The organism is Acuticoccus kandeliae, from assembly GCF_003073115.1.
This window is the reverse complement of the sequence record NZ_QBBV01000002.1, coordinates 222,169-244,672: the sequence shown is the minus strand read 5'-3', so window position 1 is coordinate 244,672 and position 22,504 is coordinate 222,169. Positions and strand designations below refer to the sequence as shown.

Annotated in this window: 21 protein-coding genes; 10 read left to right on the top strand and 11 right to left on the bottom strand. The window is 68.4% G+C overall.

All coding sequences use genetic code 11. The features are described from left to right. Positions 1–271: 271 nt before the first annotated feature. Genes DBV35_RS13795 through dhaK form a run of 9 tightly spaced genes read left to right on the top strand, consistent with a single transcriptional unit; the run spans position 272 to position 7,819 of the window. The gene (locus tag DBV35_RS13795; RefSeq protein WP_108661940.1) at positions 272–1,570 is read left to right on the top strand and encodes an ABC transporter substrate-binding protein; all 1,299 of its coding nucleotides are present in this window, start codon (positions 272–274) and stop codon (positions 1,568–1,570) included. Between the two features lie 52 nt (positions 1,571–1,622). Then, positions 1,623–2,573, top strand: a complete 951-nt coding sequence (locus tag DBV35_RS13790; protein ID WP_108660905.1) for a carbohydrate ABC transporter permease — start codon at positions 1,623–1,625, stop codon at positions 2,571–2,573. After that, positions 2,570–3,514, top strand: coding sequence for a carbohydrate ABC transporter permease (locus DBV35_RS13785; RefSeq protein WP_108660904.1), 945 nt, complete (start codon positions 2,570–2,572; stop codon positions 3,512–3,514). Before DBV35_RS13790 ends, DBV35_RS13785 begins: the two co-directional genes overlap by 4 nt. Beyond that, the gene (locus DBV35_RS30535) at positions 3,511–3,681 is read left to right on the top strand and encodes a hypothetical protein (protein WP_170134935.1); all 171 of its coding nucleotides are present in this window, start codon (positions 3,511–3,513) and stop codon (positions 3,679–3,681) included. Before DBV35_RS13785 ends, DBV35_RS30535 begins: the two co-directional genes overlap by 4 nt. A 3-nt stretch (positions 3,682–3,684) precedes the next feature. After that, positions 3,685–4,065 (top strand): bleomycin resistance protein, encoded by a 381-nt coding sequence (locus DBV35_RS13780; RefSeq protein ID WP_108660903.1) that lies wholly within the window; start codon positions 3,685–3,687, stop codon positions 4,063–4,065. Beyond that, entirely contained in the window at positions 4,058–5,143 is a 1,086-nt protein-coding gene (locus tag DBV35_RS13775) for an ABC transporter ATP-binding protein (RefSeq protein ID WP_108660902.1), read from the top strand. The genes DBV35_RS13780 and DBV35_RS13775 overlap by 8 nt, the downstream gene beginning before the upstream one ends. After that, positions 5,136–6,152 carry an ABC transporter ATP-binding protein gene (locus tag DBV35_RS13770; RefSeq protein ID WP_108660901.1) on the top strand — a complete coding sequence of 339 codons (1,017 nt, stop codon included), beginning with the start codon at positions 5,136–5,138 and terminating at the stop codon, positions 6,150–6,152. Before DBV35_RS13775 ends, DBV35_RS13770 begins: the two co-directional genes overlap by 8 nt. 39 nt (positions 6,153–6,191) lie before the next feature. Further along, positions 6,192–6,815 (top strand): dihydroxyacetone kinase subunit DhaL, encoded by a 624-nt coding sequence (gene dhaL, locus DBV35_RS13765; protein ID WP_108660900.1) that lies wholly within the window; start codon positions 6,192–6,194, stop codon positions 6,813–6,815. Positions 6,816–6,835: 20 nt separating this feature from the next. Next, positions 6,836–7,819 carry a dihydroxyacetone kinase subunit DhaK gene (gene dhaK / locus DBV35_RS13760; protein WP_108660899.1) on the top strand — a complete coding sequence of 328 codons (984 nt, stop codon included), beginning with the start codon at positions 6,836–6,838 and terminating at the stop codon, positions 7,817–7,819. A gap of 30 nt (positions 7,820–7,849) precedes the next feature. Here dhaK and DBV35_RS13755 read toward each other — a convergent pair whose 3' ends face one another. From DBV35_RS13755 to DBV35_RS13740, 4 genes are read right to left on the bottom strand one after another with little or no spacing between them, the layout of a single operon-like run. After that, on the bottom strand, positions 7,850–8,710 hold the full coding sequence (locus DBV35_RS13755) for a 2-keto-4-pentenoate hydratase (protein WP_157961732.1): 861 nt from the start codon (positions 8,708–8,710) through the stop codon (positions 7,850–7,852). 25 nt (positions 8,711–8,735) lie between these two features. Then, a complete protein-coding gene (metH, locus tag DBV35_RS13750) occupies positions 8,736–12,434 on the bottom strand; it encodes a methionine synthase (protein ID WP_108660897.1) in 3,699 nt (1,232 codons plus the stop codon). A 25-nt stretch (positions 12,435–12,459) separates the two neighbouring features. Then, positions 12,460–13,332, bottom strand: a complete 873-nt coding sequence (gene metF, locus DBV35_RS13745) for a methylenetetrahydrofolate reductase [NAD(P)H] (protein WP_108660896.1) — start codon at positions 13,330–13,332, stop codon at positions 12,460–12,462. Further along, positions 13,329–14,345 carry an ArsR/SmtB family transcription factor gene (locus DBV35_RS13740; RefSeq protein WP_108660895.1) on the bottom strand — a complete coding sequence of 339 codons (1,017 nt, stop codon included), beginning with the start codon at positions 14,343–14,345 and terminating at the stop codon, positions 13,329–13,331. Before DBV35_RS13740 ends, metF begins: the two co-directional genes overlap by 4 nt. A gap of 221 nt (positions 14,346–14,566) precedes the next feature. Between DBV35_RS13740 and DBV35_RS13735 the strand changes: the two genes are divergently transcribed. Further along, positions 14,567–15,268, top strand: a complete 702-nt coding sequence (locus DBV35_RS13735) for a LysM peptidoglycan-binding domain-containing protein (protein ID WP_170134934.1) — start codon at positions 14,567–14,569, stop codon at positions 15,266–15,268. Between the two features lie 13 nt (positions 15,269–15,281). On the opposite strand, the gene DBV35_RS13730 is transcribed toward DBV35_RS13735, so the two are convergent. From DBV35_RS13730 to DBV35_RS13700, 7 genes are all read right to left on the bottom strand, one after another. After that, positions 15,282–15,647, bottom strand: a complete 366-nt coding sequence (locus DBV35_RS13730) for a hypothetical protein (RefSeq protein WP_108660893.1) — start codon at positions 15,645–15,647, stop codon at positions 15,282–15,284. A 60-nt stretch (positions 15,648–15,707) separates the two neighbouring features. Next, positions 15,708–17,339 (bottom strand): AMP-binding protein, encoded by a 1,632-nt coding sequence (locus DBV35_RS13725; RefSeq protein WP_108660892.1) that lies wholly within the window; start codon positions 17,337–17,339, stop codon positions 15,708–15,710. 4 nt (positions 17,340–17,343) lie between these two features. Further along, on the bottom strand, positions 17,344–19,422 hold the full coding sequence (locus DBV35_RS13720) for a putative bifunctional diguanylate cyclase/phosphodiesterase (protein WP_108660891.1): 2,079 nt from the start codon (positions 19,420–19,422) through the stop codon (positions 17,344–17,346). Positions 19,423–19,500: 78 nt separating this feature from the next. After that, positions 19,501–19,776, bottom strand: a complete 276-nt coding sequence (locus DBV35_RS13715) for an HPr family phosphocarrier protein (RefSeq protein ID WP_425428473.1) — start codon at positions 19,774–19,776, stop codon at positions 19,501–19,503. A gap of 7 nt (positions 19,777–19,783) precedes the next feature. Next, complete coding sequence (locus DBV35_RS13710) at positions 19,784–20,185, bottom strand: PTS sugar transporter subunit IIA (protein WP_108660889.1); 402 nt, start codon at positions 20,183–20,185, stop codon at positions 19,784–19,786. Beyond that, positions 20,182–20,712: an HPr kinase/phosphorylase gene (locus DBV35_RS13705; RefSeq protein ID WP_108660888.1), complete on the bottom strand. Its 531-nt coding sequence runs from the start codon at positions 20,710–20,712 to the stop codon at positions 20,182–20,184. Before DBV35_RS13705 ends, DBV35_RS13710 begins: the two co-directional genes overlap by 4 nt. Further along, the gene (locus DBV35_RS13700) at positions 20,709–22,499 is read right to left on the bottom strand and encodes a stimulus-sensing domain-containing protein (RefSeq protein WP_108660887.1); all 1,791 of its coding nucleotides are present in this window, start codon (positions 22,497–22,499) and stop codon (positions 20,709–20,711) included. The genes DBV35_RS13705 and DBV35_RS13700 overlap by 4 nt, the downstream gene beginning before the upstream one ends. Positions 22,500–22,504: the final 5 nt, after the last annotated feature.

The window sequence follows — 22,504 nt, the reverse complement described above, 5'->3', positions numbered from 1 at the left end:
CGCCACACTCTACGAGGCGGGCAAGTGTCCGCAAGCGCTTCCGCCATGTTCCGCGCCGGATCCCGTCACACGGAACGCGGCCGCTGGGGTGGATCTGCACAGAAATTGCGCATCCCTGAGGTTGTCGGGAGCGTTGACGACACCAGCGATTGCTGGCCTCATGACGATAAGCCGCCGAAGCGCGGCTTGCCGCCACAGCATGGCCTCAAAACGGGGCAGACAAGAAGAATGGCGGCCAACAGGGGAGGATGGAATGCGCGTCTTCGCAACGATGACTGCTGCCCTGGTGTTTGCCGCCACGGCAGGCGCCGCCCGAGCCCAGGACAAGGAAATCACGCTCTGTTGGGCCGCGTGGGATCCGGCGAACGCTTTGGTGGAACTCTCGAAGGACTTCACCGCCGAAAGCGGCATCAACATGAAATTCGAGTTCGTCCCGTGGACGAGCTTCGCCGACCGGATGCTGAACGAGCTGAATTCCGGCGGAAAGCTCTGCGATCTGATGATCGGGGACAGCCAGTGGATCGGCGGCGGCGCCACCTACGGCCACTACGTCCAGCTGAACGACTTCTTCGAGAAGGAAGGCATCACGATGGATGACTTCCTGCCGGCCGCGGTGGACGCCTACTCCGCCTGGCCGAAGGGGTCGACCAACTATTACGCGCTGCCGGCGATGGGCGACGCGGTCGGCTGGGTCTATCGCCGCGACTGGTTTGAGAATCCTGACATCCGTGCCGCCTTCGAGGCCGAGGTCGGTCGCCCGCTGGAGGTCCCGCGCACCTGGGACGAGCTCCTCGAGGTCGCGAAATTCTTCCAGGGCCGCGAGATCGACGGCGAGACGCGCTATGGCGCGGCGATCTACACCGAGCGCGGCTCGGAGGGGATCACGATGGGCGTCACCAACGCGCTCTACCCCTACGGCTTCCAGTACGAGACCGAGCCCGGCACCTACAAGATGGACGGCGCGGTGAACTCGCCGGACGCGGTGAAGGGGCTCGAGGTCTACAAGGAGCTCTACGAGTGCTGCACCCCACCGGGCCACTCCGACGCGTACATGACCGAGGATCTCGACGCCTATAAGTCCGGCCAGACGGCGCTGCAGATGAACTTCTTCGCCTTCTTCCCCGGCATCGCGAAGGACCCGGCCGTCGGCGGCGACACCTCCGGCTTCTTCGTGAACCCGTCGGCGAAGATCCCGGCCTCGGTCCTCGGCGGCCAGGGCATCTCCGTCGTCGCCTATTCCGACAAGCAGGACGAGGCGCTCCAGTACATCAAGTGGTTCGCCCAGCCCGAGGTCCAGAAGAAGTGGTGGAATCTCGGCGGCTACGCGGTCCACAACGCGGTGCTCGAGGATCCGGGCTTCGTGGAATCCACCCCCTTCGCCGGCCAGTTCCTGGAGGCGATGAGCAACGTGAAGGACTTCTGGCAGGAGCCCATCTATGCCGAGCTTCTCCTCGCGATGCAGAAGCGCGTCCACGACTATGTCGTCGCCGACCAGGGCACGGCGCAGGAGGCTCTCGACAAGCTGATCGAGGACTGGACCGTCTCCTTCGAGGACGACGGGAAGCTCTGACGCACAAGGCTGGCGGCCGGTCCCCGGCCGCCGCCCCACCGGGATCTCGCGGATGATCGACCAACCTGCTGCCCACCCGCTCGCCGCGCGGGCCGTCCGGGCGAGCCCCGCGCTCGCGCGGCGGGCACGGGGCCTGTCGGACCGGGCGATCGCCTGGCTCTTCATCACGCCGACGATCGTCCTCCTCCTCGCGATCAACATCTTCCCGCTGATCTGGACGGTCTATCTGTCCTTCACCAACTACCGCGCCAACCAGCCGGGGCGTCCTGTCGAGTGGCTCGGCACGAAGAATTATGAGCGGATCCTCGGCTCGGAGGACATCTGGTCCTACCTCCAGGCGACGGCGCATTTCGTCATCTGGACGATGCTGCTCCAGATCCTGATCGGCTTCGGCCTCGCCCTCCTCCTCAACCGCTCCTTCCGGGGGGCGAGCTTCTGGACGACGCTGATCCTCATCCCGATGATGCTGTCGCCCGCGGTCGTCGGCACCTTCTGGACCTACATCTACCAGCCGCAGACGGGCATCTTCTCCTACATCATCGACTTCTTCGCCGGGACGGGACCGATCGACATGATCGGCTCGGTGCCGCTCGCGCCCTGGGCGATCATCATCGTCGATACGTGGATGTGGTCGCCCTACATCATGCTCCTGTGCCTCGCGGGCCTGCGCTCGATCCCGGACTATCTCTACGAGGCGGCGGAGATCGACCGCGCGAACTGGCTCCAGAAATTCTGGTACATCACGCTCCCGCGCGTCCTGCCCTTCCTGATGCTCGCCGTGCTCTTCCGGGGCATCGAGAACTTCAAGATGTTCGACATGGTGGTCGAGCTGACCTCGGGCGGCCCCGGCTCGACCACCGAGCTCGCCTCGATCAACCTGAAGCGCGAGGCGTTCGAGAAGTGGCGCACCGGCTTCTCCAGCGCCTTCGCGGTGATCCTGTTCGTGACCGTCTTCGGCCTCGCGAACATCTATGTGCGCGCGCTCAACAAGGTGAAATCATGAGCGCGCCGCTGAAGCCCGGCGAGACGTCGGCACGCGGCAAGTGGATCGCCGGCACGATCGTCATCGTCTACGCGCTGATCACGATGATCCCGCTCGTGTGGATCGTCGCGACCTCGTTCAAGTCGCCGCCGGCCTCGATCTCCTATCCGCCGCAGGTGCTCTTCACGCCGACGCTGGAGGGCTACGTCAACCTCTTCACCACGCGCTCGCGCCAGACGCCGGAATATATCGAGAGCCTCGGCCCGCCGAAGACCTGGTACGACGCGCTGGTGCGCGAGCGGAACATGGTGATCACCGGGCCGAGCCGCTTCGCCGACCGCTACTTCAACTCGGTGATCATCGGCTTCGGGTCGACCTTCCTCGCGGTCTTCCTCGGGACGCTCGCGGCCTACGCCTTCTCGCGCTTCCGCGTGCCCATCAAGGACGACCTCCTCTTCTTCATCCTGTCGACGCGGATGATGCCGCCGGTGGCGGTCGCGATCCCGATCTTCCTCATGTACCGCGAGCTCGGCCTGTCGGACACGCACGCGGGCATGATCCTCCTCTACACCGCCGTGAACCTCTCCCTCGCCGTGTGGCTCCTGAAGGGCTTCGTGGACGAGATCCCGCGCGAATATGAGGAGGCGGCGGTGGTCGACGGCTACACCCGCGTCCAGGCCTTCCTGAAGGTCGTCCTGCCGCAGATGCGCGCCGGCATCGCGGCGACGGCGATCTTCTGCCTCATCTTCTCCTGGAACGAGTACGCCTTCGCGCTCCTCCTCACCTCCGGCACGGCGCAGACCGCGCCGCCCTTCATCCCGATCATCATCGGCGAGGGCGGGCTCGACTGGCCGGCGGTGGCGGCGGGGACGACGCTGTTCCTCCTCCCGGTCGTCTTCTTCACCGTGATCCTGCGCAACCAGCTTCTGCGCGGCATCACCTTCGGCGCGGTGCGGCGATGAGGCGCCTCTTCCGCCGCGACCCCTGGGAGAACGCCGCGACGGTGCTCATCGTCGCGGGCGTGTTCATGCTGATGCAGCCCTTTTCCTTGTGGCTCTTCGGCTGGTCGTTCGCCGTGATCCTGGCGGGGACGATAGGCTTCGTCATCGTCAGCCACTTTCCGGACTAGATCATGCTGAACAGCGTCGCCCCCATCCTGCCCGCCCGCGACTTCGACAAGACCGTCGCCTTTTATCGTCCGCTCGGTTTCGAGGTGCGCGGCCGCTTCGATGGTGACGGCTATCTCATCCTGAAGCGGGACGCGGTGGAGCTGCATTTCTTCCGCTATCCGGACCTCGACCCCGGCCGCTCGGCGCACGGGGCCTATGTGCGCGTCGCCGACCCGCGCGCGCTGTCGGACGAGCTCGCCCCGCTCGGCCTGCCCGCCCACGGCATCCCCCGCTTCCACCCGGTGGAGGAGAAGCCCTGGGGGATGGTCGAGCTCGCCCTCATCGACGAGGACGGCAATCTCATCCGCGCCGGCGCGCCGGTCGGGGAGGGCGGCGATGGCTGAAATCCGCCTCGAGGAGGTCCGCAAGACATTCGGCGACTTTACCGCCGTGCGCGGCTCGTCCTTCACGATCCGCGACGGGGAGTTCTTCGTCATGCTCGGCCCGTCCGGCTGCGGCAAGACGACGACGCTGCGCATGATCGCCGGGCTCGAGCTGCCCACCTCGGGCCGCATCCTTCTCGATGGGGAGGACGTCACCTGGAAGCGCGGCTCGGAGCGCGACATCGCCTTCGTCTTCCAGCTCTTCGCCCTCTATCCGCACATGTCGGTCCGGCGGAACATCAACTTCCCCCTCCGCATCGCCGGCCTCCCGCGCCGCGAGGTGAAGGCGCGCACCGAGGAGGTGGCGGCGATGCTGCGGATCGAGCATCTGCTCGACCGCTCCGTCGGGGGCCTTGCGGCGGGCGACCGCCAGCGCGTCGCGCTCGGCCGCGCCATCGTGCGCCGCGCCAAGGCGTTCCTGATGGACGAGCCGCTCGGCGCGCTCGACGCCGAGTTCCGCGACGTGATGTGCGAGGAGCTGCGCGTCCTCCACAACCGCGTCGGCGCGACCACCGTCTACGTCACCCACGACCAGGTGGAGGCGATGGCGATGGCGGACCGGATCTGCGTGATGAACCACGCCGAGGTCCTCCAGATCGCGACCCCGACCGAGATCTACGACCACCCGGCGACGCGCTTCGTCGCGAACTTCATCGGCTCGCCCTCGATGAACTTCCTGCCCGCCGAGGGACACCTCCCGGCCGGGGCGACGGCGCTCCGCGTGAAGGGCGTCTCGATCGCCGTGCCCGCGACGACGGCGCCGCTCTCGGCCGAGGCCGTGCTCGGCGCGCGGCCGGAGCACATCCGGATCGTGGAGGAGGGGGCGCTGCGCGGCCGCGTCTTCGGCGTCGAATATATGGGCTCGCGCCAGCTCGTGACGGTGGACACCGAGGCGGGCCGGCTGCGCGTGCGCGCGCCGAACACCGTGCGCGTCGCCGACGGGGAGACGATCGGGCTCGACTTCATCACCGAGCGCCTTTCCGTGTTCGACGCGGCGACGGACCGCTCCGTCACCATCCGCGGGGCCGCGCATGGCTGACGCGGCGCTCATCGGCGCGACGAAGCGCTTCGGGGAGACTGTCGCGGTCGACGACGTCTCGCTCTCGATCGCGCACGGGGAATTCGTCGTTCTCCTCGGACCGACGGGGGCGGGGAAGACCACGACGCTGCGCCTCTTCGCCGGGCTCGAGCGGCCGGACGAGGGGAGCGTCCACATCGCGGGCGTCGACGTCACCGCGATGCCGCCGGCGGCGCGCGACGTCGCCTTCGTCTTCCAGCAATATTCGCTCTATCCGCACTACACCGTCTTCGACAATCTCGCCTTTCCGCTGCGCGCGCCCGGACGCCGCCAGCCGGCTAAAGTGGTGCGCGAGCGCGTCACGGCGATCGCCGAGATGCTGAAGATCGGCGGCAAGCTGAAGAACAAGGCGACGGCCCTCTCGGGCGGCGAGATGCAGCGCGTCTCGATCGGCCGGGCGCTGGTGCGCGAGCCGAACCTCTTCCTGATGGACGAGCCGCTCTCCTCGCTCGACGCGAAATTGCGCGAGGAGCTGCGGGTCGAGCTGAAGCGCATCCAGCGCGATCTCGACGCGACGATCCTCTACGTCACGCACGACCAGCTGGAGGCGATGACGCTCGCCGACCGGATCGGCATCCTCCAGGAAGGCCGCCTCGTGCAGCTCGACGTGCCGCGCCGCGTCTACGAGTCGCCGGCGACGATCTACGCCGCCCAACGCCTCGGCAGCCCGCAGATCAACCTCATCCCCGCCGGCCGCCTCGGCCTCGTCGACGCGCCCGCCCGCGCCGCGACGGCGGGCGTGCGGCCGGAGGACGTGACCGTCGGCGCGGCGGAGGGGATGGACGGGCGCGTCCTCAATGTCGAGCATCTCGGCGCGGAGACGATCGCGCTGATCGCGGTGGAGGGGCGCAACGTCCATGCCCTCATCGATCGCGAGGCGCCGCTCCATTCGGGCGAGGCGACGCGGGTCGCGGTGCGCCCCGGCGCCGCCTTGTGGTTCGACGGCGAGGAGCGCCTGATCGTCGCCTGAGGACGGCACCGCCACCAAGCAACCAATCGAGCAGGACCCATGTCGACCGAGACCATTCTGAAAGCGGCGGAAGCAGCACGGGAGGCGATCGCCGCCAACGAGAGCGAGATCGAGCATCTCGACCGCGCGATCGGAGACGGCGACCACTACATCAACATCAAGCGTGGCGCCGAAACGATCATCGCGCTCGCCCCCGACCTCGCGGACAAGGCGCCCGGCGAGGCGATGAAGGCGATCGCGATGAAGCTGATGTCGACCATCGGCGGCGCGAGCGGCCCCCTGATCGCGAGCTTCTTCCTTGCCGCCTCCAAGACCGAGGGCATCGACGAGCCGTGGACCGCCGCCACCGTCGCCCGCCTCACGCGCGACGGAGTCGAGGCGATCAAGAAGCGCGGCAAGGCCGATCTCGGGCACAAGACGATGCTCGACGTGCTGATCCCCGTCGCCGCTGCGCTGGAGGACGGCGCGGCCTCGGGCGAGGCGGGGGACGCGCTCGCCGAGCGGGTGGTCGCGACCGCCGAGGCGGGCAAGGATTCGACGCGCGATCTCACCGCCCATTATGGGCGCGCCGCCTTCCTCGGTGAGCGGGCGATCGGCACCGTCGATCCGGGGGCGATGTCCTCCTTCATCATCATCCGCGCGATCTGCGGCGCGACGCGCTGACACGCTCCAAGGGGGGATCCATGAAGAAACTCATCAACGACACGGGCACCATCCTCGCCGAAGGCCTCGCGGGCTTCGGCCGCGCCCACGCCGATCTCGTCTCGATCTCCCAGGAGCCGCGCTTCGTGACGCGCCGGGTCGGGCCGACGAAGGGCAAGGTCGCGCTGATCTCCGGCGGCGGCTCGGGTCACGAGCCGATGCATGCGGGCTTCGTCGGTCTCGGAATGCTCGACGCGGCCTGCCCCGGCGAGGTCTTCACCTCGCCGACGCCCGACCAGATGCTCGCCGCGGCCGAAGCGGTGGACGGCGGCGCGGGCACGCTCTTCATCGTGAAGAACTATGCCGGCGACGTCATGAATTTCGAGATGGCCGCCGAGATGCTCGACGGGGAGAGCGCGACGATCCTCACCAATGACGACGTGGCGGTCGAAAGCTCGACCCACAGCCAGGGAAGGCGGGGCGTCGCGGCGACGGTGATCGTGGAGAAGATCGTCGGCGCGGCGGCCGAGCGGGGCGACGATCTCGCCACGCTGAAGGCGCTGGGGGAGCGGGTGAACGCGGCGTCGGGCACGATGGGGATCGCGCTGTCGAGCTGCACGGTGCCGGCCGCGGGCCGCGCCACCTTCGATCTCGGCCCGGACGAGATCGAGATCGGCGTCGGCATCCACGGCGAGCCCGGCCGCCGGCGCGACACGATGAAGTCCGCCGACGCGCTCGTCGCCGAAATGTTCGCCGCGATCCAGAAGGACATTGCGCCGAGAGGCGACGTGCTCCTGATGGTGAACGGGATGGGCGGGACGCCGCTCCTGGAGCTCTATCTCGTCTACGAGGCGGCGGCGAAGCTGTGCGCGAAGGAGGGCCTCACCATCGCCCGCTCGCTCGTCGGCAACTATTGCACCTCGCTCGAGATGCAGGGCTGCTCGATCACGCTGACGAAGCTCGACGCGGAGATGATGGCGCTGTGGGACGCGCCGGTCCGCACCGCCGCGATGCATTGGGGGTGAGGGCGCGGGCGGCCGGGGCCGCCCGTCCGCTCATTTCAGCGTCACGGTCACAGAGACGCCGTCGTCGCCGAGCCCGCCATAGGTCGCGACGATGATGCCGGGCGCGGCGATCTGGAAGCGTCCCATGGAGCCGAGGCTGAGGACGTCGCCCGCCTTCAGCTTCATCCCGCGCGCGTTGGCGGCCTTGGCGATCCAGAGCACGGCGTTCATCGGGTTGCCGAGGAGGCTCGACCCGTCCGCCTCCGCCACCGCCGTGCCGTCCTTGGCGAGTCGGCCGCGGATGGCGGCGAAATCGTCGACGCCCATCCCGTCCACCGGGATCGGCGCGCCCTCGACACCGAGGCGCGAGCCGGCGTTCATCGCCTGGAGGAGCGGGCCGGTGACCTCGACCCCCTTCGGCACCATGAGGTCGCCGAGCTCGATGAAGGGGATCAGCGCGTCGATCTCCGAAAGCGCCTCTTCCGGCGTCGTCGCGGCGTTGATCGCGTCGCTCTTCACCCGCGCGAGCAGGTCGAGCTCGAAGATCATCCGCGCGCCTTCGGTGATGGCGATCTCCGACCCGTCCGCGCGGATCTGGTCGCGGAAGAGGACGCCGAGGACCGGCTGGTCGAGGCCGAGCTGCTTCTGCGCGCCCGGCGAGGTCGCCGCCGCCTTGTAACCGACGACGGGGCCGAGCTTCTCCGCCAGCGCGGCGAGGAGCCGGTCCTGGTGGCAGGCGCCGTCCGGCAGGGTGCTGATCACTTCGGTCGCGCGCGCGGCCTCGCGATAGGGTTGACCGGCGAAATAGGCCTCGGCGAACGGGCCGGCGAAATCGAACGATCCGCACGAGGTCTGCGCTGCCGCTGGCAATACCGACAGCGCGAGCACCCCCGCGATCAACCCCATGCGCATCGTTTCGCCTCCCCTTTTTGCGGGGTCAGGCGGCTTTCAGCAGCGGCTCGGCCTGGTAGTTGAGGATCGGCGCGAGCCAACGCTCCGCTTCCGAGACTTCCCAGCCTTTACGACGCGCGTAGTCTTCCACCTGATCCCGTTCGATCTTCCCAATCCCGAAATAGAAACTGTCGGGGTGCGAGAAGTAAAGCCCGGAGACAGATGAAGCCGGCCACATCGCGCAGCTTTCGGTGAGTTCCACGCCGATCCGCGCCTCCACGTCCAACATGCTGAAGAGCGTGCGCTTTTCGGTGTGGTCGGGCTGCGCCGGGTAGCCCGGCGCGGGCCGGATGCCGCGATAGGTCTCCTCGATCAATTCTTGCGGCGTCAGCGTCTCGTCCGGCGCGAAGCCCCAGATCGAGCGGCGGATGCGCATGTGCGCGTACTCCGCGAACGCCTCGGCGAGACGGTCGGAGAGGGACTGGAAGAGGATCTTGTTGTAGTCGTCCCCGGCGGCGACGAACTTCTCCGCGATCGCCTCCTCGTCGAGCCCCGCCGTCACGCAGAAGGCGCCGATATAATCCTCAGGGCCGCCCACGGGGGCGACGAAGTCGGCGAGCGCCGCGTTCTTGCGGTCGCCCGAGCGGGCCATCTGCTGGCGCAGCGTGTGGAGGCGCGCCGTCTCCGCCCCGTCCTCGCCATAGACGATGATGTCGTCCCCGTCCGACTGGGCGCGCCAGAGGCCGATGATGCCCTTCGGCGCGAGCCACTTCTCGCGCACCATCTTCTCCAGCATCGCCGTCGCGTCGCGATAGAGCGGGCGCGCGGCCTCGCCATAGCGCGGGTCGTCGAGGACGCGCGGGAAGGCGCCCTTGATCTCCCAGGCCGAGAAGAACGGGGTCCAGTCGATGAAGGACACCAGCGTCTGAAGCGGCGCCTCGATGGTCTGGAGGCCGAGCTTCGTGGGCACCGGCGGCGTGTAGGCGGCCCAGTCGAGGGCGACGTGGTTGGCGCGCGCGTCGGCGATCGGCACGCGCTTCTTCTCTTCCTGGCCGCGCAGATAGCGCGTCGCGACGGACTTATAGTCCTCGCGGATCTCGGTGATGTAGGCGGCCCGGTCCGTCAGCAGGCGCGAGCACACGCCGACCGCGCGCGAGGCGTCGGTCACGTAGACCGCCTGCCCCGACACGTAGTTCGGGTGGATCTTCACCGCCGTGTGGATCTTCGAGGTGGTCGCCCCGCCGATGAGGAGCGGCACGTTGAAGCCCGTCCGCTCCATCTCGGCCGCGACGGCGCACATCTCGTCGAGCGAGGGGGTGATGAGGCCGGAGAGGCCGATGATGTCGACATTCTCCGCCTTGGCGACTTCGAGGATCCGCGCCGCCGGCACCATCACGCCGAGATCGATGACCTCGAAATTGTTGCACTGGAGCACGACGCCGACGATGTTCTTGCCGATATCGTGGACGTCGCCCTTCACGGTCGCGAGGAGCACCTTGCCGGCGCTCGAATGGGCGCGCCCGTCCTTCTCCGCCTCCATGAAGGGGAGGAGGTAGGCGACCGCCTGCTTCATCACGCGCGCCGACTTCACGACCTGCGGCAGGAACATCTTGCCGTCCCCGAAGAGGTCGCCGACGACGTTCATGCCGGCCATCAGCGGCCCTTCGATGACCTCCAGCGGACGCGTCGCCGCCTGGCGCGCCTCCTCCGTGTCGGCCTCGATATATTCGGTGATGCCGTGGACGAGGGCGTGCTTCAGGCGCGCGTTGACGTCGCCCTCGCGCCAGGTGAGGTCCTGCGCGCGCTTGGCGCCCGGCCCGCCCTTCCAGCGCTCGGCCGCCTCGAGCAGGCGCTCGGTGGAGTCCTCGCGCCGGTTGAGGACAACGTCCTCGCACAGTTCGCGCAACTCGGTCTCGAGGTCGTCATAGACGGCGAGCTGGCCTGCATTGACGATGCCCATGTCCATCCCCGCCTTGATGGCGTGGTAGAGGAAGACCGAGTGCATCGCCTCGCGCACGCGCTCGTTGCCGCGGAACGAGAAGGAGAGGTTCGACACGCCGCCCGAGACGTGCGCACCGGGCAGGTTCTGCCGGATCCAGCGCGTCGCCTCGATGAAGTCGACGCCGTAATTGTTGTGCTCCTCGATGCCGGTCGCGACGGCGAACACGTTCGGGTCGAAGATGATGTCTTCCGGCGGGAAGCCGTTCTCGGTGAGGAGCTTGTAGGCGCGGGCGCAGATCTCGGTCTTGCGCTTGAAGGTGTCGGCCTGGCCCGTCTCGTCGAACGCCATGACGACGGTCGCGGCGCCGTAGCGGCGCACGAGCTCGGCCTCGGCGAGGAACTTCTCCTCACCCTCCTTCAGCGAGATCGAGTTGACGATCGCCTTGCCCTGGACCTGGCGAAGCCCCTCCTCGATCACCTCCCACTTGGAGGAATCGACCATCACCGGCACGCGGGCGATGTCGGGCTCGGAGGCGACGAGGCGCAGGAAGGTAGACATCGCCTCCTTGGAGTCGAGGAGGCCCTCGTCCATGTTGACGTCGATCACCTGGGCGCCGTTCTCCACCTGGTCGCGCGCGACGTCGAGCGCGGTGGCGAAGTCGCCTTCCTTGATCAGCTTGCGGAAGCGGGCCGAGCCGGTGACGTTCGTGCGCTCGCCGACATTCACGAAGGGGATGTCCTTGGTGAGGGCGAACGGCTCGAGGCCGGAGAGCTGCATGATCGCGCGGTGCTCGGGCACCTCGCGCGGCGTGTGCCGGTCCACCGCCTCGCGGATCGCGGCGATGTGGTCGGGCGTCGTGCCGCAGCAGCCGCCGACGATGTTGAGGAGGCCTTCCTGCGCGAATTCCTCGAGCTGGCGCGCCATGTAGGCGGGCGACTCGTCATATTCGCCCATCTCGTTTGGCAGGCCCGCGTTCGGATAGGCGCAGATCAGCGTGTCGGCGACGCGGCTGATCTCGGCGACGTGGGCGCGCATCTCGGCCGCGCCGAGGGCGCAGTTGAGGCCGATCGAGAACGGCCGCGAATGACGCACGGAATTCCAGAAGGCGGTCGGCGTCTGGCCGGAGAGGGTGCGGCCCGAGCGGTCCGTGATCGTGCCCGAGATCATCACCGGCACGCGGCGCACGCCCGACGCGAAGAGGCCCTCGATCGCGAAGATCGCGGCCTTGGCGTTCAGCGTGTCGAAGATCGTCTCGACGAGGAGAAGGTCCGCCCCGCCATCGACGAGGCCGCGCGCGGCCTCCGCGTAGGCGTCGGCGAGCTCCTGGAAGGTGATCGCGCGGAAGCCCGGATCGTTCACGTCCGGCGAGATGGAGAGGGTGCGGTTCGTCGGGCCGAGGGCCCCGGCGACGAAGCGCGGGCGGTCCGGCTGTTCGGCCGTGACCGCGTCGGCCGCCGCCTTCGCGACGCGGGCGCCGGCGACGTTCATCTCGTAGGCGTGGTCCTGCAGGCCGTAATCGGCCTGCGCGATCCGCGTCGAGGAGAACGTGTTCGTCGCGACGATGTCCGCGCCGGCGAGGAGATATTCCCGGTGGATCCGCTCGATCGTGTCCGGCTGGGTCAGCACGAGCACGTCGTTGTTGCCGCCCTGCGGGTGATCGAAGTGGACGGCGCAGGAGTGTCCGCCACCGCCGGCGCCGAGGAACGCGTCCTCGTCGAACTTCTCGGCCTGGATCATGGTGCCCATGGCCCCATCCAGGATGAGGATCCGGCGGCGCGCTTCTTCGGCGAGTCTGTTGGGCATCGGTTTACTCCGGAACGTATCGGGTTCAGGCCGCCGCAGCGACCTCGGTGGTCGGCTTGAGGCCGATCAGGCGGCAGAGCGCGTAGACGAGCTCCGCGCGGTTCATCGTGTAGAAATGGAAGCGGTCCACGCCGCGCTTCTCGAGGTCGGCGACCTGCTCGGCCGCGACCGCAGCGGCGACGAGGCGGCGCTGGTCCTCGTCATCCTCCAGCCCGTCGAAGCGCTCGGCGAGCTTGTCCGGCACCGAGGCGCCGCACATCGCGGCGAAGCGCTGGACCTGCTTGAACGAGTGGATCGGGATGATGCCCGGCACCAGCGGGATGTTGATGCCGCGCTTGGCGACGCGCTCGCGATAGGCGTCGAACAGCTCGTTGTCGAAGAAGAACTGGGTGATCGCGCGGTCGGCGCCGGCGTCCACCTTGCGGGCGAGCTGGTCGATGTCGGCGTCCCAGCCCGCGCTGTCGGGGTGGCACTCGGGATAGGCCGAGACGGAGACCTCGAACGGGGCGATCGCCTTGATGCCGGCGGTCAGCTCCGCGCCGTTGGCGTAGCCGTCCGGGTGCGGCTTGTAGGCGGTGCCAGGGCCCTCGGGCATGTCGCCGCGCAGCGCCACGATGTGGCGCACGCCCGCCTGCCAATACTCGCGGACCACCTCGTCGATCTCGGCCTTCGAGGCCGCGACGCAGGTGAGGTGCGCGGCCGGCTTCAGCTTCGTCTCCTCGACGATGCGGCGGACGGTGCGGTGGGTGCGCTCGCGCGTCGAGCCGCCCGCGCCGTAGGTGACCGACACGAATTCGGGCGCCAGCGGGGCGAGCTTCTGGATCGACGCCCACAGCGTCTCTTCCATCGCCGGGGTCTTCGGCGGGAAGAATTCGAAAGATACGAGCGGGGTCGTCATGCGTACGCGCCCTCCTTGTGTCGGGTCTCGTCGGTTATGATGCGGGGATCTTTCGCGAGCCACAGCGTGACCGTGAGCGAAGAGTCCGTTCCCGTCAGGTCGCAGACATCGACCGTGTCGAGTTCGGCCGCCCGCAGCCACTCGGCCATCTCGTCCCGGCCGATGCCGAGGCGACGATGCTGAGCTTCGCTGCGGAGCGTTTCCACCGCATGCGGGGCGAAATCGACGATCACGAGCCGGCCGCCGGGGCGCAGCGTGCGCGCTGCCTCCAGGACGGCGCGGCCGGGATCGTCGAGATAGTGAAGCACCTGATGGATGATGACGGCGTCGAACGTGTCGCGCGGCACGGAGAGCGCGTAGACGTCGTCCTGCATCAGGCGGGCGTTGGTGATGCCGGCGCGGGCGAGATTGGCGCGCGCGACCGCGAGCATCGCCGCCGAGGCGTCGATGCCGGTCATGCGTTCGGCCCGGTCCGCCATCAGCTCCAGGATGCGGCCCGTCCCGGTGCCGACATCGAGGAGCGTGCGGATGGGCGCGTCGCCGAGGAGGGCCCGGACCCGCCCCTCGACCTCCGCCTCCGGCGCGTGCAGCGAGCGGATATGGTCCCAGATCTCCGCGTTCGCGGCGAAATAGCCGGCGGCGGCCTCCGCGTTCGACCGGTGCGTGGCGGCACGGCGCTCGCGGTCGCGCGCATGGACGGGGTCGTCGGGGTCGAGATGCTGGAGGATCATGTCCGCCGGGCGGGCCCCGTCATCGGTCTCGGCGAGGCGATAGAAGGCCCACGCGCCCTCGGCCGAGCGCGTCACGAGACCGGCCTCGGCGAGAAGCTTCAGATGACGCGAGATCCGCGGCTGGCTCTGGCCCAGAATGGTCGTGAGGTCCTTCACCGTCAGATCCGCGTCGGAGAGAAGCGCGAGAATGCGCAGCCGGGTCGTTTCTCCCGCCGCGCGCAGGATAGAGACGAGCTGGTCGTGACCGCTCACCGTCGCCGGCTGCTTCACAACACCCAACATGCGCATTTCCATATAAAGAAATCTTTATGACGTTATGGTGGGTGTCGCGACCTGAGTCAATAACGCCGCGCGCCGGCGCCGGTCCGGCCCGGCGCATCGCTGCGACATTGCGATGCGTGCGGCGTGCCAACCCCTCCCGCCCCGCCGCCGCGCCTCTAGCTTTCACAGCGTGTGTGGCCGGTGCGCCGGCCGGTGGACGACCAAGCGAGGAGGTTCTCCGAATGAAGGCGTCGATGATGGCAGGCGGGCTGCTGCTCGCGTCGATGGCGGTCCTGCCCGCGGGCGAGGCCATGGCGAGCCAGGGCCCGTGCGGACAGACCTATGTGCTGGAAGGGAACGACACGTTCTACACCGTCGCCGAGCGGTGCAAGGTGACGCTGAGCGCGCTGATGATGGCGAACCCGTCGATCAGCAACATCGACAGCGTCGCGCCGGGCACGGAGCTGATGGTGCCGGCCGCGGTGACGGGTCTCGACACGACCCCGCTCGAAGGCTCGCGCGATGCCGAGGCCGTCGCGGGGACGCGGCACGTCGTGGAGCCGGGCGACACGTTCGACACGATCGCCGCACGCTACAACATCTCCGTCGGCGTGCTGGAGGCGGCCAATCCGGGGATCGAGGAGGCGGATCTGAGGCCGGGCGCCTCGCTGATCCTGCCGCCGTCACCGGCCGAGGACGGGAAGGCGCCGGTGCCGCGCGGGCTCAGCATCGCCGAAGGGCGCCTTGCGGCTGGGGCGGACTGCCCGGTGGTGACGACCCCGGCGGGCGAGATCGTCGGCCTCGTCGGCAACACGCGCGGCTTCCGCAATGGCGACTATGTCCGCGTCGAGGGCGAGTTGACCGACCGCGGGGCCTGCTCGCAAGGCTCACGCACGATCGACGTGGCGACGATGCTGGCGGTGGACCCGCCCGAGGGGCAGTAGGCCCCCCGCGCCCTCAGTTCGAGATGAAGCGGTAGGTCGCGTGCCGTGATCCGTAGTTGAAGACGCGGACATAGTAGCGGGCCTTCCGGCCGACACGGAACGTGCAGGTGTGGGAGTCGGCCGCGAACTGGCGGTTGCAGACCACCGGGCCGGACTGTCCGACCTGCACGTACATGCCGAGCTGATCCTGCGCCGAGGTCCCGTCGATCGAGATGATGGCCTGGCCGGGGCACAGGGTGAAGAAGCGGTCATAGTCGGCGTTGCCGGCGCCGATGATCCGCTGGAGGACCTTGGGGCCGTAGCAATTGCCGGCCTCGGCCGCGGGGGCCATGGCGATCACCGCCAGCAAGGCCATCGCCGATAGGAACAGGTAGCGCATGGGATCAGCCCTCTCACGATCAGGAGAGGGCTGCATACCGTCCGCAATCTATGCGTGCAATCAGGCCTTCTCGTTCTCGACAAGCTCCCGCACACGCTGGCGCAGCTGGAACTTCTGGACCTTGCCGGTGGAGGTCTTCGGCAGCGCCTCGAACACGATCTTGCGCGGGGCCTTGTAGTGGGCGATCCGCTCGCGGACCCAGGCGATGAGGCTCGCCTCGTCCGCCTCGCCATCGCTCGTCAGCTCGACGAAGGCGCAGGGCGACTCGCCCCAGCGCTCGTGCGGCATCGCGACGACGGCAACGCTCGCGACGGCTGGGTGGGCGTAGAGCGCGTTCTCCACCTCGATGGAGGAGATGTTCTCCCCGCCCGAGATGATGATGTCCTTCGCCCTGTCCTTCAGCTCGATGTAGCCGTCCGGGTGCTGGACGGCGAGGTCGCCCGAGTGGAAGAAGCCGCCCTTGAAGGCGGCGTCGGTCGCCGCCTCGTCCTTCAGATAGCCCTTCATGGTGACGTTGCCGCGCATCATCACCTCGCCCATCGTCGCGCCGTCGGCGGGGACGGGCTCCAGCGTCTCGGGGTCGCGCACCGAGACGTCGCCTTGCATCGAGTAGCGCACGCCCTGGCGGGCCTTGAGGCGGGCGCGCTCGGTCTCCTCGCGTCCATCCCATTCCGGGTTCCAGGAGGAGACGACGGTCGGTCCGTAGGTCTCGGTGAGGCCGTAGACCTGCGTCACCTCGATGCCGATCTCCTCCATCTTGCCGATGACGCTCGCCGGGGGCGGGGCGGCCGCGGTCATCATCCGGATGGTGTGGGCGGCCCGGAAGCCACGCTTTCGCGCCCCCTCGATCACCATCTGCATGACGATCGGCGCGCCGCCGAGATGGGTGACGCCGTGGTTCTCCATCGCGTCGATCAGGCTGTCGGGGTCGACCTGGCGCAGGCACACATTGGTGCCGGCCATCAGCGCCACCGTGTAGGGGAAGCACCAGCCGTTGCAGTGGAACATCGGCACCGTCCAGAGATAGACTGGAAAGCGCGGGATCGCCCAGTCGACGAGGTTGGAGATCGCCGTCATCGCGACGCCGCGGTGCGAGTAGACGACGCCCTTCGGCTTGCCGGTCGTGCCGGAGGTGTAGGAGAGCGAGAACGAGTCCCACTCGTCCGCCGGGCCGTCATAGGCGGCGATCGGCGTCTCGGCGAGGAGGTCCTCGTAGGCGAGATCGACCGGGCCGTCGGTGGGCTTCTTCGCGAGGTGATCGTCGATCCGCACGATCTCGGGCCGCGTCTCGAGCTTGGCGACCGCCTCGCCGAGGAGGGCGGTCAGCTCGCTGTCGACGAGCACCATCCGCGCCTCGGCGTGCTGCAGTGAATAGGCGAGCGTCCCGGCGTCGAGCCGCGTGTTGAGCGGCAGCAGGATCGCGCCGGCCATCGGCACGGCGTAGTTCGCTTCCAGGAAGGCGGGGATGTTGGGGGCGAGGATCGCGACCACGTCGCCCGCGCCGATGCCGCGCGCCACGAGTCCGGCGGCGAGACGGCGGACGCGACGGTCGAAGTCGCCCCAGCTCATCGACCGGTCGCCGTGCTTCCAGGCCGGGCGGTCCGGATACACCGCCGCGGTGCGGGTCAGATAGTGGAGCGGTGTGATCGCAGCGTAGTTGCTGTCACGTCGTTGGAGGCCGCGTTCGTCCATGGTCTCAGGTGTGGTCCAGCATGTCTGCGAATTGGGAGAAGGGCACCGGGAAGGAGTAGAAATAGCCCTGCGCATAGCGGCATCCGATATCGCGCAAGACCTCCTGCTGCTCCGCCGTCTCGACGCCTTCGGCGATCACGTGCAGCCCCATCGAGCGGGCGATCTGGATGATCCCCTTCACGATCGCGCGTTTGCGCCGGTCGGTCTCGATGCCGAAGATGAACTGCTTGTCGATTTTGATTTCCTTGATCGGGAAGCTCGTGATGTGGATCAGCGAAGCATAGCCCGTCCCGAAATCGTCGAGCGAGAACTCCACCCCGGACGAGACGAGGAAGGAGATCTTGTCGTGCAGCGCCTGGTCGTCGACGCCGATGATCACGTCCTCGGTGATCTCGATGATGAAGTCGTTCGGCTTGAGGTTCCCGTTGCGCGTCTTCTCGAGGAAGGTGTCGAGGAAGTCGTTGCGCAGCACCTCGGTGCGTGAGGCGTTGATCGACACGCGGAACGGCTTGTCCGTCATCTGGCGCAGCTTCGCAATGTCGATGATCACCGCGTCGAGCACGGCGCGGCCGACGCGGCTGCCGATCTCGTGATCGTCGAGCGCGTAGGCGAAATCCTTCGCGTCGAGAAGCACGTCCGGCGTCTGCCAGCGCACGAGCGCCTCGACGCCGACGACCTCGTTCGTCTCGATGTCGATCTGCGGCTGGTAGTAGGGGACGAACTCGCGCTTGGCGAGACTGTCGCGGGCGCGCCGCAGGATCGTCTCGCGCCGCTTGGCGGCGTCGTTGGCGATCTGCCGGTCGAACACGATGACGGGCGAGTCGAGCCGGCGCTTGGCCTGCGACAGCGCCATCTCGGCCGCGCGCGTCAGCTCCTCGGCCCCGCTCGCATGGTCCGGATAAAAGGCGATGCCGACGGACATGTGGATGCCGTCGCCCGCGCCTTCCTTCTGCATCTGGTCGATCTGGTCGCGCAGGCGCGCGATCGGGGAGGCGATGTCCTCCTGATTCTTCACGTCGTTGAGGAGGATCGCGAACTCGTTGAGCGACAGGCGGGCGATCGTGTCGCTCTCGCGCATCACGGCGGCGATGCGGGAGGCGACGTCCATCATGTGCTTGTCCGGCACGGTGTAGCCGGAGCGCTCGGTGAGGCGGGCGAAGTCCGAGATGTCGATGATGACGAGGGCGAAGGATTTGTTGTCGCGCCGCGCACGCTGGACGGCGGTGCTGATGCGGTCCTCGAAGAGGAGGCGGTTCGGCAGGCTCGTCACCGGGTCGTGGTTCGCGGCCCACCAGAGGCGCCGCTCGGCGGAGAGCTGGGCCGTCACGTCCTGGGCGATGCCGTAGAGCTTGGTGCCGTTCACCGCGCGCGCCACGGTGCGCACGATGCGCCGCTCGCCCGACGGGGTGCGGATCGGGGCGGTGAGGTCGAAGCCGCTCCCCTCGGTCGCCGCCCGCTCCAGTTCGAGGCTCAGCTTCTCGCGGCCCGGCGAGGGGTAGAGCTGGAGGACGCGGTCGAGGGAGAGGTCGCTGCCCGGCTCGAGGCCGTGGATGGCGTAGATCTCGCGCGACCAGGTGAGGCGGCCGGTGGTGAGGATGTGCTCCCACCCGCCCACCTGGGCGAGCTCCTCGACATGGCGCAGGAGGCGCGCCGATTTCTGCAGTTCGATCCGCTCCGCGCGCAGATCGTCGATCCGGTAGAGGACCGGGAGGGCGGAGGCGGCGGCGTGGCGGAAGGCCTTCGCGTCGATCGACTGGCCCTTGTCGAGCATCTGGAAGACGATCGTCTCGCTCTCGGGGAAGACGACGGCGGCGGCCGCGGCCCCGCTCGGTACCGAGACCTCGATCGCCTGGCTCGACTGGGCCTCCTCGGCGTCGAAATCGGTGGCGGCGACGGCGGCGAGGATGGCCGAAATGACGGCGTGACGCTGCTCGAGCGGGAGGCGCATGAACTCGGACGACCCGCCCTTGAGCCGCTCGCCCTCGATGGCGATGACTCCGCACTGACGCGCGCCAACATTGTCGGCGAGCAGGTTGCACGCCGCTGACGCGAGATCGTCAAATGGGTCGTTCCACTCCTCCAACGCGTCTCCTTGATCGTCTATTCGTCACCGTATGTGCGGCGATCGGTTTTCACTATATCGGTTGAGGCCCGTGCAAATCTATTCACTTTCCCCGAAACCACCGGAGACGAGCTCGGTCAACATGGCGGCCGCCTCGTCGGCATCGTCGCCGCTGAGCACGACCGTGACCGTGCTGCCGCAGGGCGCGCCCAGCATCAGGAGGCCCATGATGGAGCGGCCGTCCACGTCGTGCCCGTCCTTCGAGACGGTGGCGTCGGCGCGGTAGCGCTCGAGTTCGCGCACGAAACGCGCGGCGGCGCGGGCGTGAAGGCCGCGCCGGTTCACCAGCTCGAGGGATAGGGTTCGGGTCGGCACGCCCGTGTCAGTTCCCGGCCAGGACATGGCTCGCGACGCTGATATATTTGATTCCGGCTTCCTTCGCGGCGGCCACCGCGGCGGGAAGATCCATCGTCGCCCGCGCGCTCGACAGCTTCACGAGCATCGGCAGGTTGACGCCGGCAATCACCTCGACCTTGCCCTGAGGCATGACCGAGATCGCGAGGTTCGACGGGGTGCCGCCGAACATGTCGGTCAGGATGACGACACCCTGGCCCTTGTCGACCCGTGCCACCGCGTCGACGATATCGGCGCGGCGCTGCTCGATATCATCGTCCGGTTCGATCGAGATGGGTTCCACGGCCTCTTGTGGCCCGACCACGTGCTCGAGCGCTGCGCGCAGCTCTTGAGCCAAACGTCCGTGGGTGACGAGTACGAGCCCAATCAACGGTCGCCCCCTTCTGTCCGATCCCTTCGTGGACCGGTTCTGGCGGGACGTTGGGGGGCGAATGGCCGGCCAGTCAACCCGTCTTGCGCCAATAGCGCCGCGATCGCTTGCATGGAGATGTCGGTGCGACGCGCCGGCAAGACGACGCGCGGAAGCCGAACGCCACCGATCACGGTACTTTCGTGGCCGCTCTCCGGATGGCGCGGGGCGTCCTCGGGTGCGACGAGATCGACGAGGAGAGAGACCCGCACGGCGGGCAGAAAGTCCGCGTCGAGAATGCCGATTCCGCGGACCTCGACGAGATTCGCGATGCGCGCGGGGGCACGCGCGATGAGGCGGCCGGCGGCGGGGGTGAGGATCGTCCGGTCGTCCGCGACGAGGGCGGCGAAGCGCCCGCGCCGCTGCCAGTCTGCAACGAGGGCGAGGGCGAGCGTGCTCTTGCCGGCCCCCGAGGCCCCGCGGATGACGAGCCCCGCCTCGCCGAGCGCGATGGTGGTGGCATGGATCGAAGGCGGCGCGGCGGTCACCTGAGGGCGACGGAGCCGACCGGCAGGCGCACGGTGAAGCGCGCCCCGGCGACGTTGCGCTCCGGGCTCAACGTCGTGCGGTAGCGGTTCTCGGCGAAGATCTCGCCATTGTGCGCCTCGATGATCTGGCGGGAGATGGCGAGGCCGAGGCCGGAATTGTTGCCGAAGGACTGCTGCTCGGAGCGGTCGGTGTAGAAGCGCTCGAAGATGCGCTCCATCACGGCCTCGTCGATGCCGGGCCCCTCGTCGTCCACCACCACCTCGATGAAGTTCGCGAAGCGCTGCGCCGTCACCGTCACGCTGCCATTGGCGGGGGTGAAGGAGCGCGCATTGTCGATGAGGTTGGTGAAGACCTGGCCGAGGCGGCTGTCATTGCCGACGACGAGGAAGCCCTGGGGCGAGGAGCGGACCACGAGCTTGACGGTCTGGTTGCGGTCGTTGGCGAGCTCGGCCTGCGCGCCGACGACGGTCTGGAGCAGGCGGATGAGGTCGAAGCGCTCGTGCCGGTGGCGGTTCAGCTCCGCGTCGAGCTTCGAGGCGTCGGAGATGTCGGAGATCAGGCGGTCGATGCGCCGCACGTCGTGCTCGATGATGGCGAGGAGCTTGTCGCGGGAGGTCTCCTTGCGGGCGAGCGGCAGCGTCTCCACGGCGCTCCGCAGCGAGGTGAGCGGGTTCTTCAATTCGTGCGCGACCTCGCCGGCGAACGCCTCGATCGCGTCGATGCGCGAGTAGAGGGCGAGCGTCATCTCGTGAAGGACGCGCGAGAGGTCGCCGATCTCGCTGGAATCGCGGATCTCCGGCATCGGCACGTAGCCGCCGCCGTCCTTGATGTGCTCGGCGGCGCGGGCGAGGCGGCGGATCGGGCGCAGGATGCTCGCCGCGAGCACGAACGAGATGACGATCGCGACGAGCCCGGCGACGAGGAACACCCGCACGATGGCGAGCTCCTGGTCGCGCGCGAGGTCAATGATCAGGCCGGGCGGGCTCGACACGCGCACCGCGCCGATGACGTCCCCGCTCGCGTTGAGGAGCGGCGTCGCGACCGAGAGGGTGATGTCGCCGGCATCGCTGGAGCGCTGCTCGGCCGTCTTCACCCCGCCGAGCGCGGCGGTGACCTCGGATGGCACGGCGGCGGCGCTGGGGGTGGCGGGGGGCGCGGGCAGCGCCGTGCTCGGTGTCGCGGAGACCGTCGTCGTCGGGCCGCTCAGGAACCCGGCGAAATAGTTCCAGACGCTCTCGATCAGCGACGGGTCCTCGGTGGTGAGCGAGGGGAGGTGGGCGGAGGTGACGTCGCTGCGGGTGCGCAGCGCGAAGCGGCTGTCGGCGATGAGCGCGCCGTTTGTGCCGAAGATCTGCGCGCGCGAGACGGTGCCCTCCAGCACCTCGGCGAACAGCCGGTCGACGCGGTTGCGGTCGATCACGGTGCCGAGGACCGGCTCGGCGGCGGTCTGCGCCGCGCCCGCATTGTTGGGCGGGACGCCGCGCTCCTGCTGCTGCACCTCCAGGCGCACGAGCGGCACGGCGCCCGCCGTCTCGTCGCCGCTCACGATCGTCGCGATCGCGTCGGACTGGACGAGCAGGCTTTCGAGGTGGGCGTCCGCCACCGTGGTGCGAAGCTGGAGATGATAGAGGGTGAAAAACAGCAGCGCGGCGAGCCCGGCGAGGCTGACCGCGATGATCTTCAGCGCAAGACTCGAGAGGCCGACGGACGACCAGGAGAAGAGTCGTCGGCGCGGGCGCTGATAGAGCTCCGTCGGCGGCGTTTGAAACCGCTCCTGAAGCGTCATTTGAT

What these genes read in the sequence shown, in the direction of transcription:
- DBV35_RS13795 (WP_108661940.1), top strand. Translation starts at nt 272, where the DNA reads ATGACTGCTGCCCTGGTGTTTGCCGCCACGGCAGGCGCCGCCCGAGCC.
- DBV35_RS13790 (WP_108660905.1), top strand. Translation starts at nt 1,623, where the DNA reads ATGATCGACCAACCTGCTGCCCACCCGCTCGCCGCGCGGGCCGTCCGG.
- DBV35_RS13785 (WP_108660904.1), top strand. Translation starts at nt 2,570, where the DNA reads ATGAGCGCGCCGCTGAAGCCCGGCGAGACGTCGGCACGCGGCAAGTGG.
- DBV35_RS30535 (WP_170134935.1), top strand. Translation starts at nt 3,511, where the DNA reads ATGAGGCGCCTCTTCCGCCGCGACCCCTGGGAGAACGCCGCGACGGTG.
- DBV35_RS13780 (WP_108660903.1), top strand. Translation starts at nt 3,685, where the DNA reads ATGCTGAACAGCGTCGCCCCCATCCTGCCCGCCCGCGACTTCGACAAG.
- DBV35_RS13775 (WP_108660902.1), top strand. Translation starts at nt 4,058, where the DNA reads ATGGCTGAAATCCGCCTCGAGGAGGTCCGCAAGACATTCGGCGACTTT.
- DBV35_RS13770 (WP_108660901.1), top strand. Translation starts at nt 5,136, where the DNA reads ATGGCTGACGCGGCGCTCATCGGCGCGACGAAGCGCTTCGGGGAGACT.
- dhaL (WP_108660900.1), top strand. Translation starts at nt 6,192, where the DNA reads ATGTCGACCGAGACCATTCTGAAAGCGGCGGAAGCAGCACGGGAGGCG.
- dhaK (WP_108660899.1), top strand. Translation starts at nt 6,836, where the DNA reads ATGAAGAAACTCATCAACGACACGGGCACCATCCTCGCCGAAGGCCTC.
- DBV35_RS13755 (WP_157961732.1), bottom strand. Translation starts at nt 8,710, where the DNA reads ATGCGCATGGGGTTGATCGCGGGGGTGCTCGCGCTGTCGGTATTGCCA.
- metH (WP_108660897.1), bottom strand. Translation starts at nt 12,434, where the DNA reads ATGCCCAACAGACTCGCCGAAGAAGCGCGCCGCCGGATCCTCATCCTG.
- metF (WP_108660896.1), bottom strand. Translation starts at nt 13,332, where the DNA reads ATGACGACCCCGCTCGTATCTTTCGAATTCTTCCCGCCGAAGACCCCG.
- DBV35_RS13740 (WP_108660895.1), bottom strand. Translation starts at nt 14,345, where the DNA reads ATGTTGGGTGTTGTGAAGCAGCCGGCGACGGTGAGCGGTCACGACCAG.
- DBV35_RS13735 (WP_170134934.1), top strand. Translation starts at nt 14,567, where the DNA reads ATGAAGGCGTCGATGATGGCAGGCGGGCTGCTGCTCGCGTCGATGGCG.
- DBV35_RS13730 (WP_108660893.1), bottom strand. Translation starts at nt 15,647, where the DNA reads ATGCGCTACCTGTTCCTATCGGCGATGGCCTTGCTGGCGGTGATCGCC.
- DBV35_RS13725 (WP_108660892.1), bottom strand. Translation starts at nt 17,339, where the DNA reads ATGGACGAACGCGGCCTCCAACGACGTGACAGCAACTACGCTGCGATC.
- DBV35_RS13700 (WP_108660887.1), bottom strand. Translation starts at nt 22,499, where the DNA reads ATGACGCTTCAGGAGCGGTTTCAAACGCCGCCGACGGAGCTCTATCAG.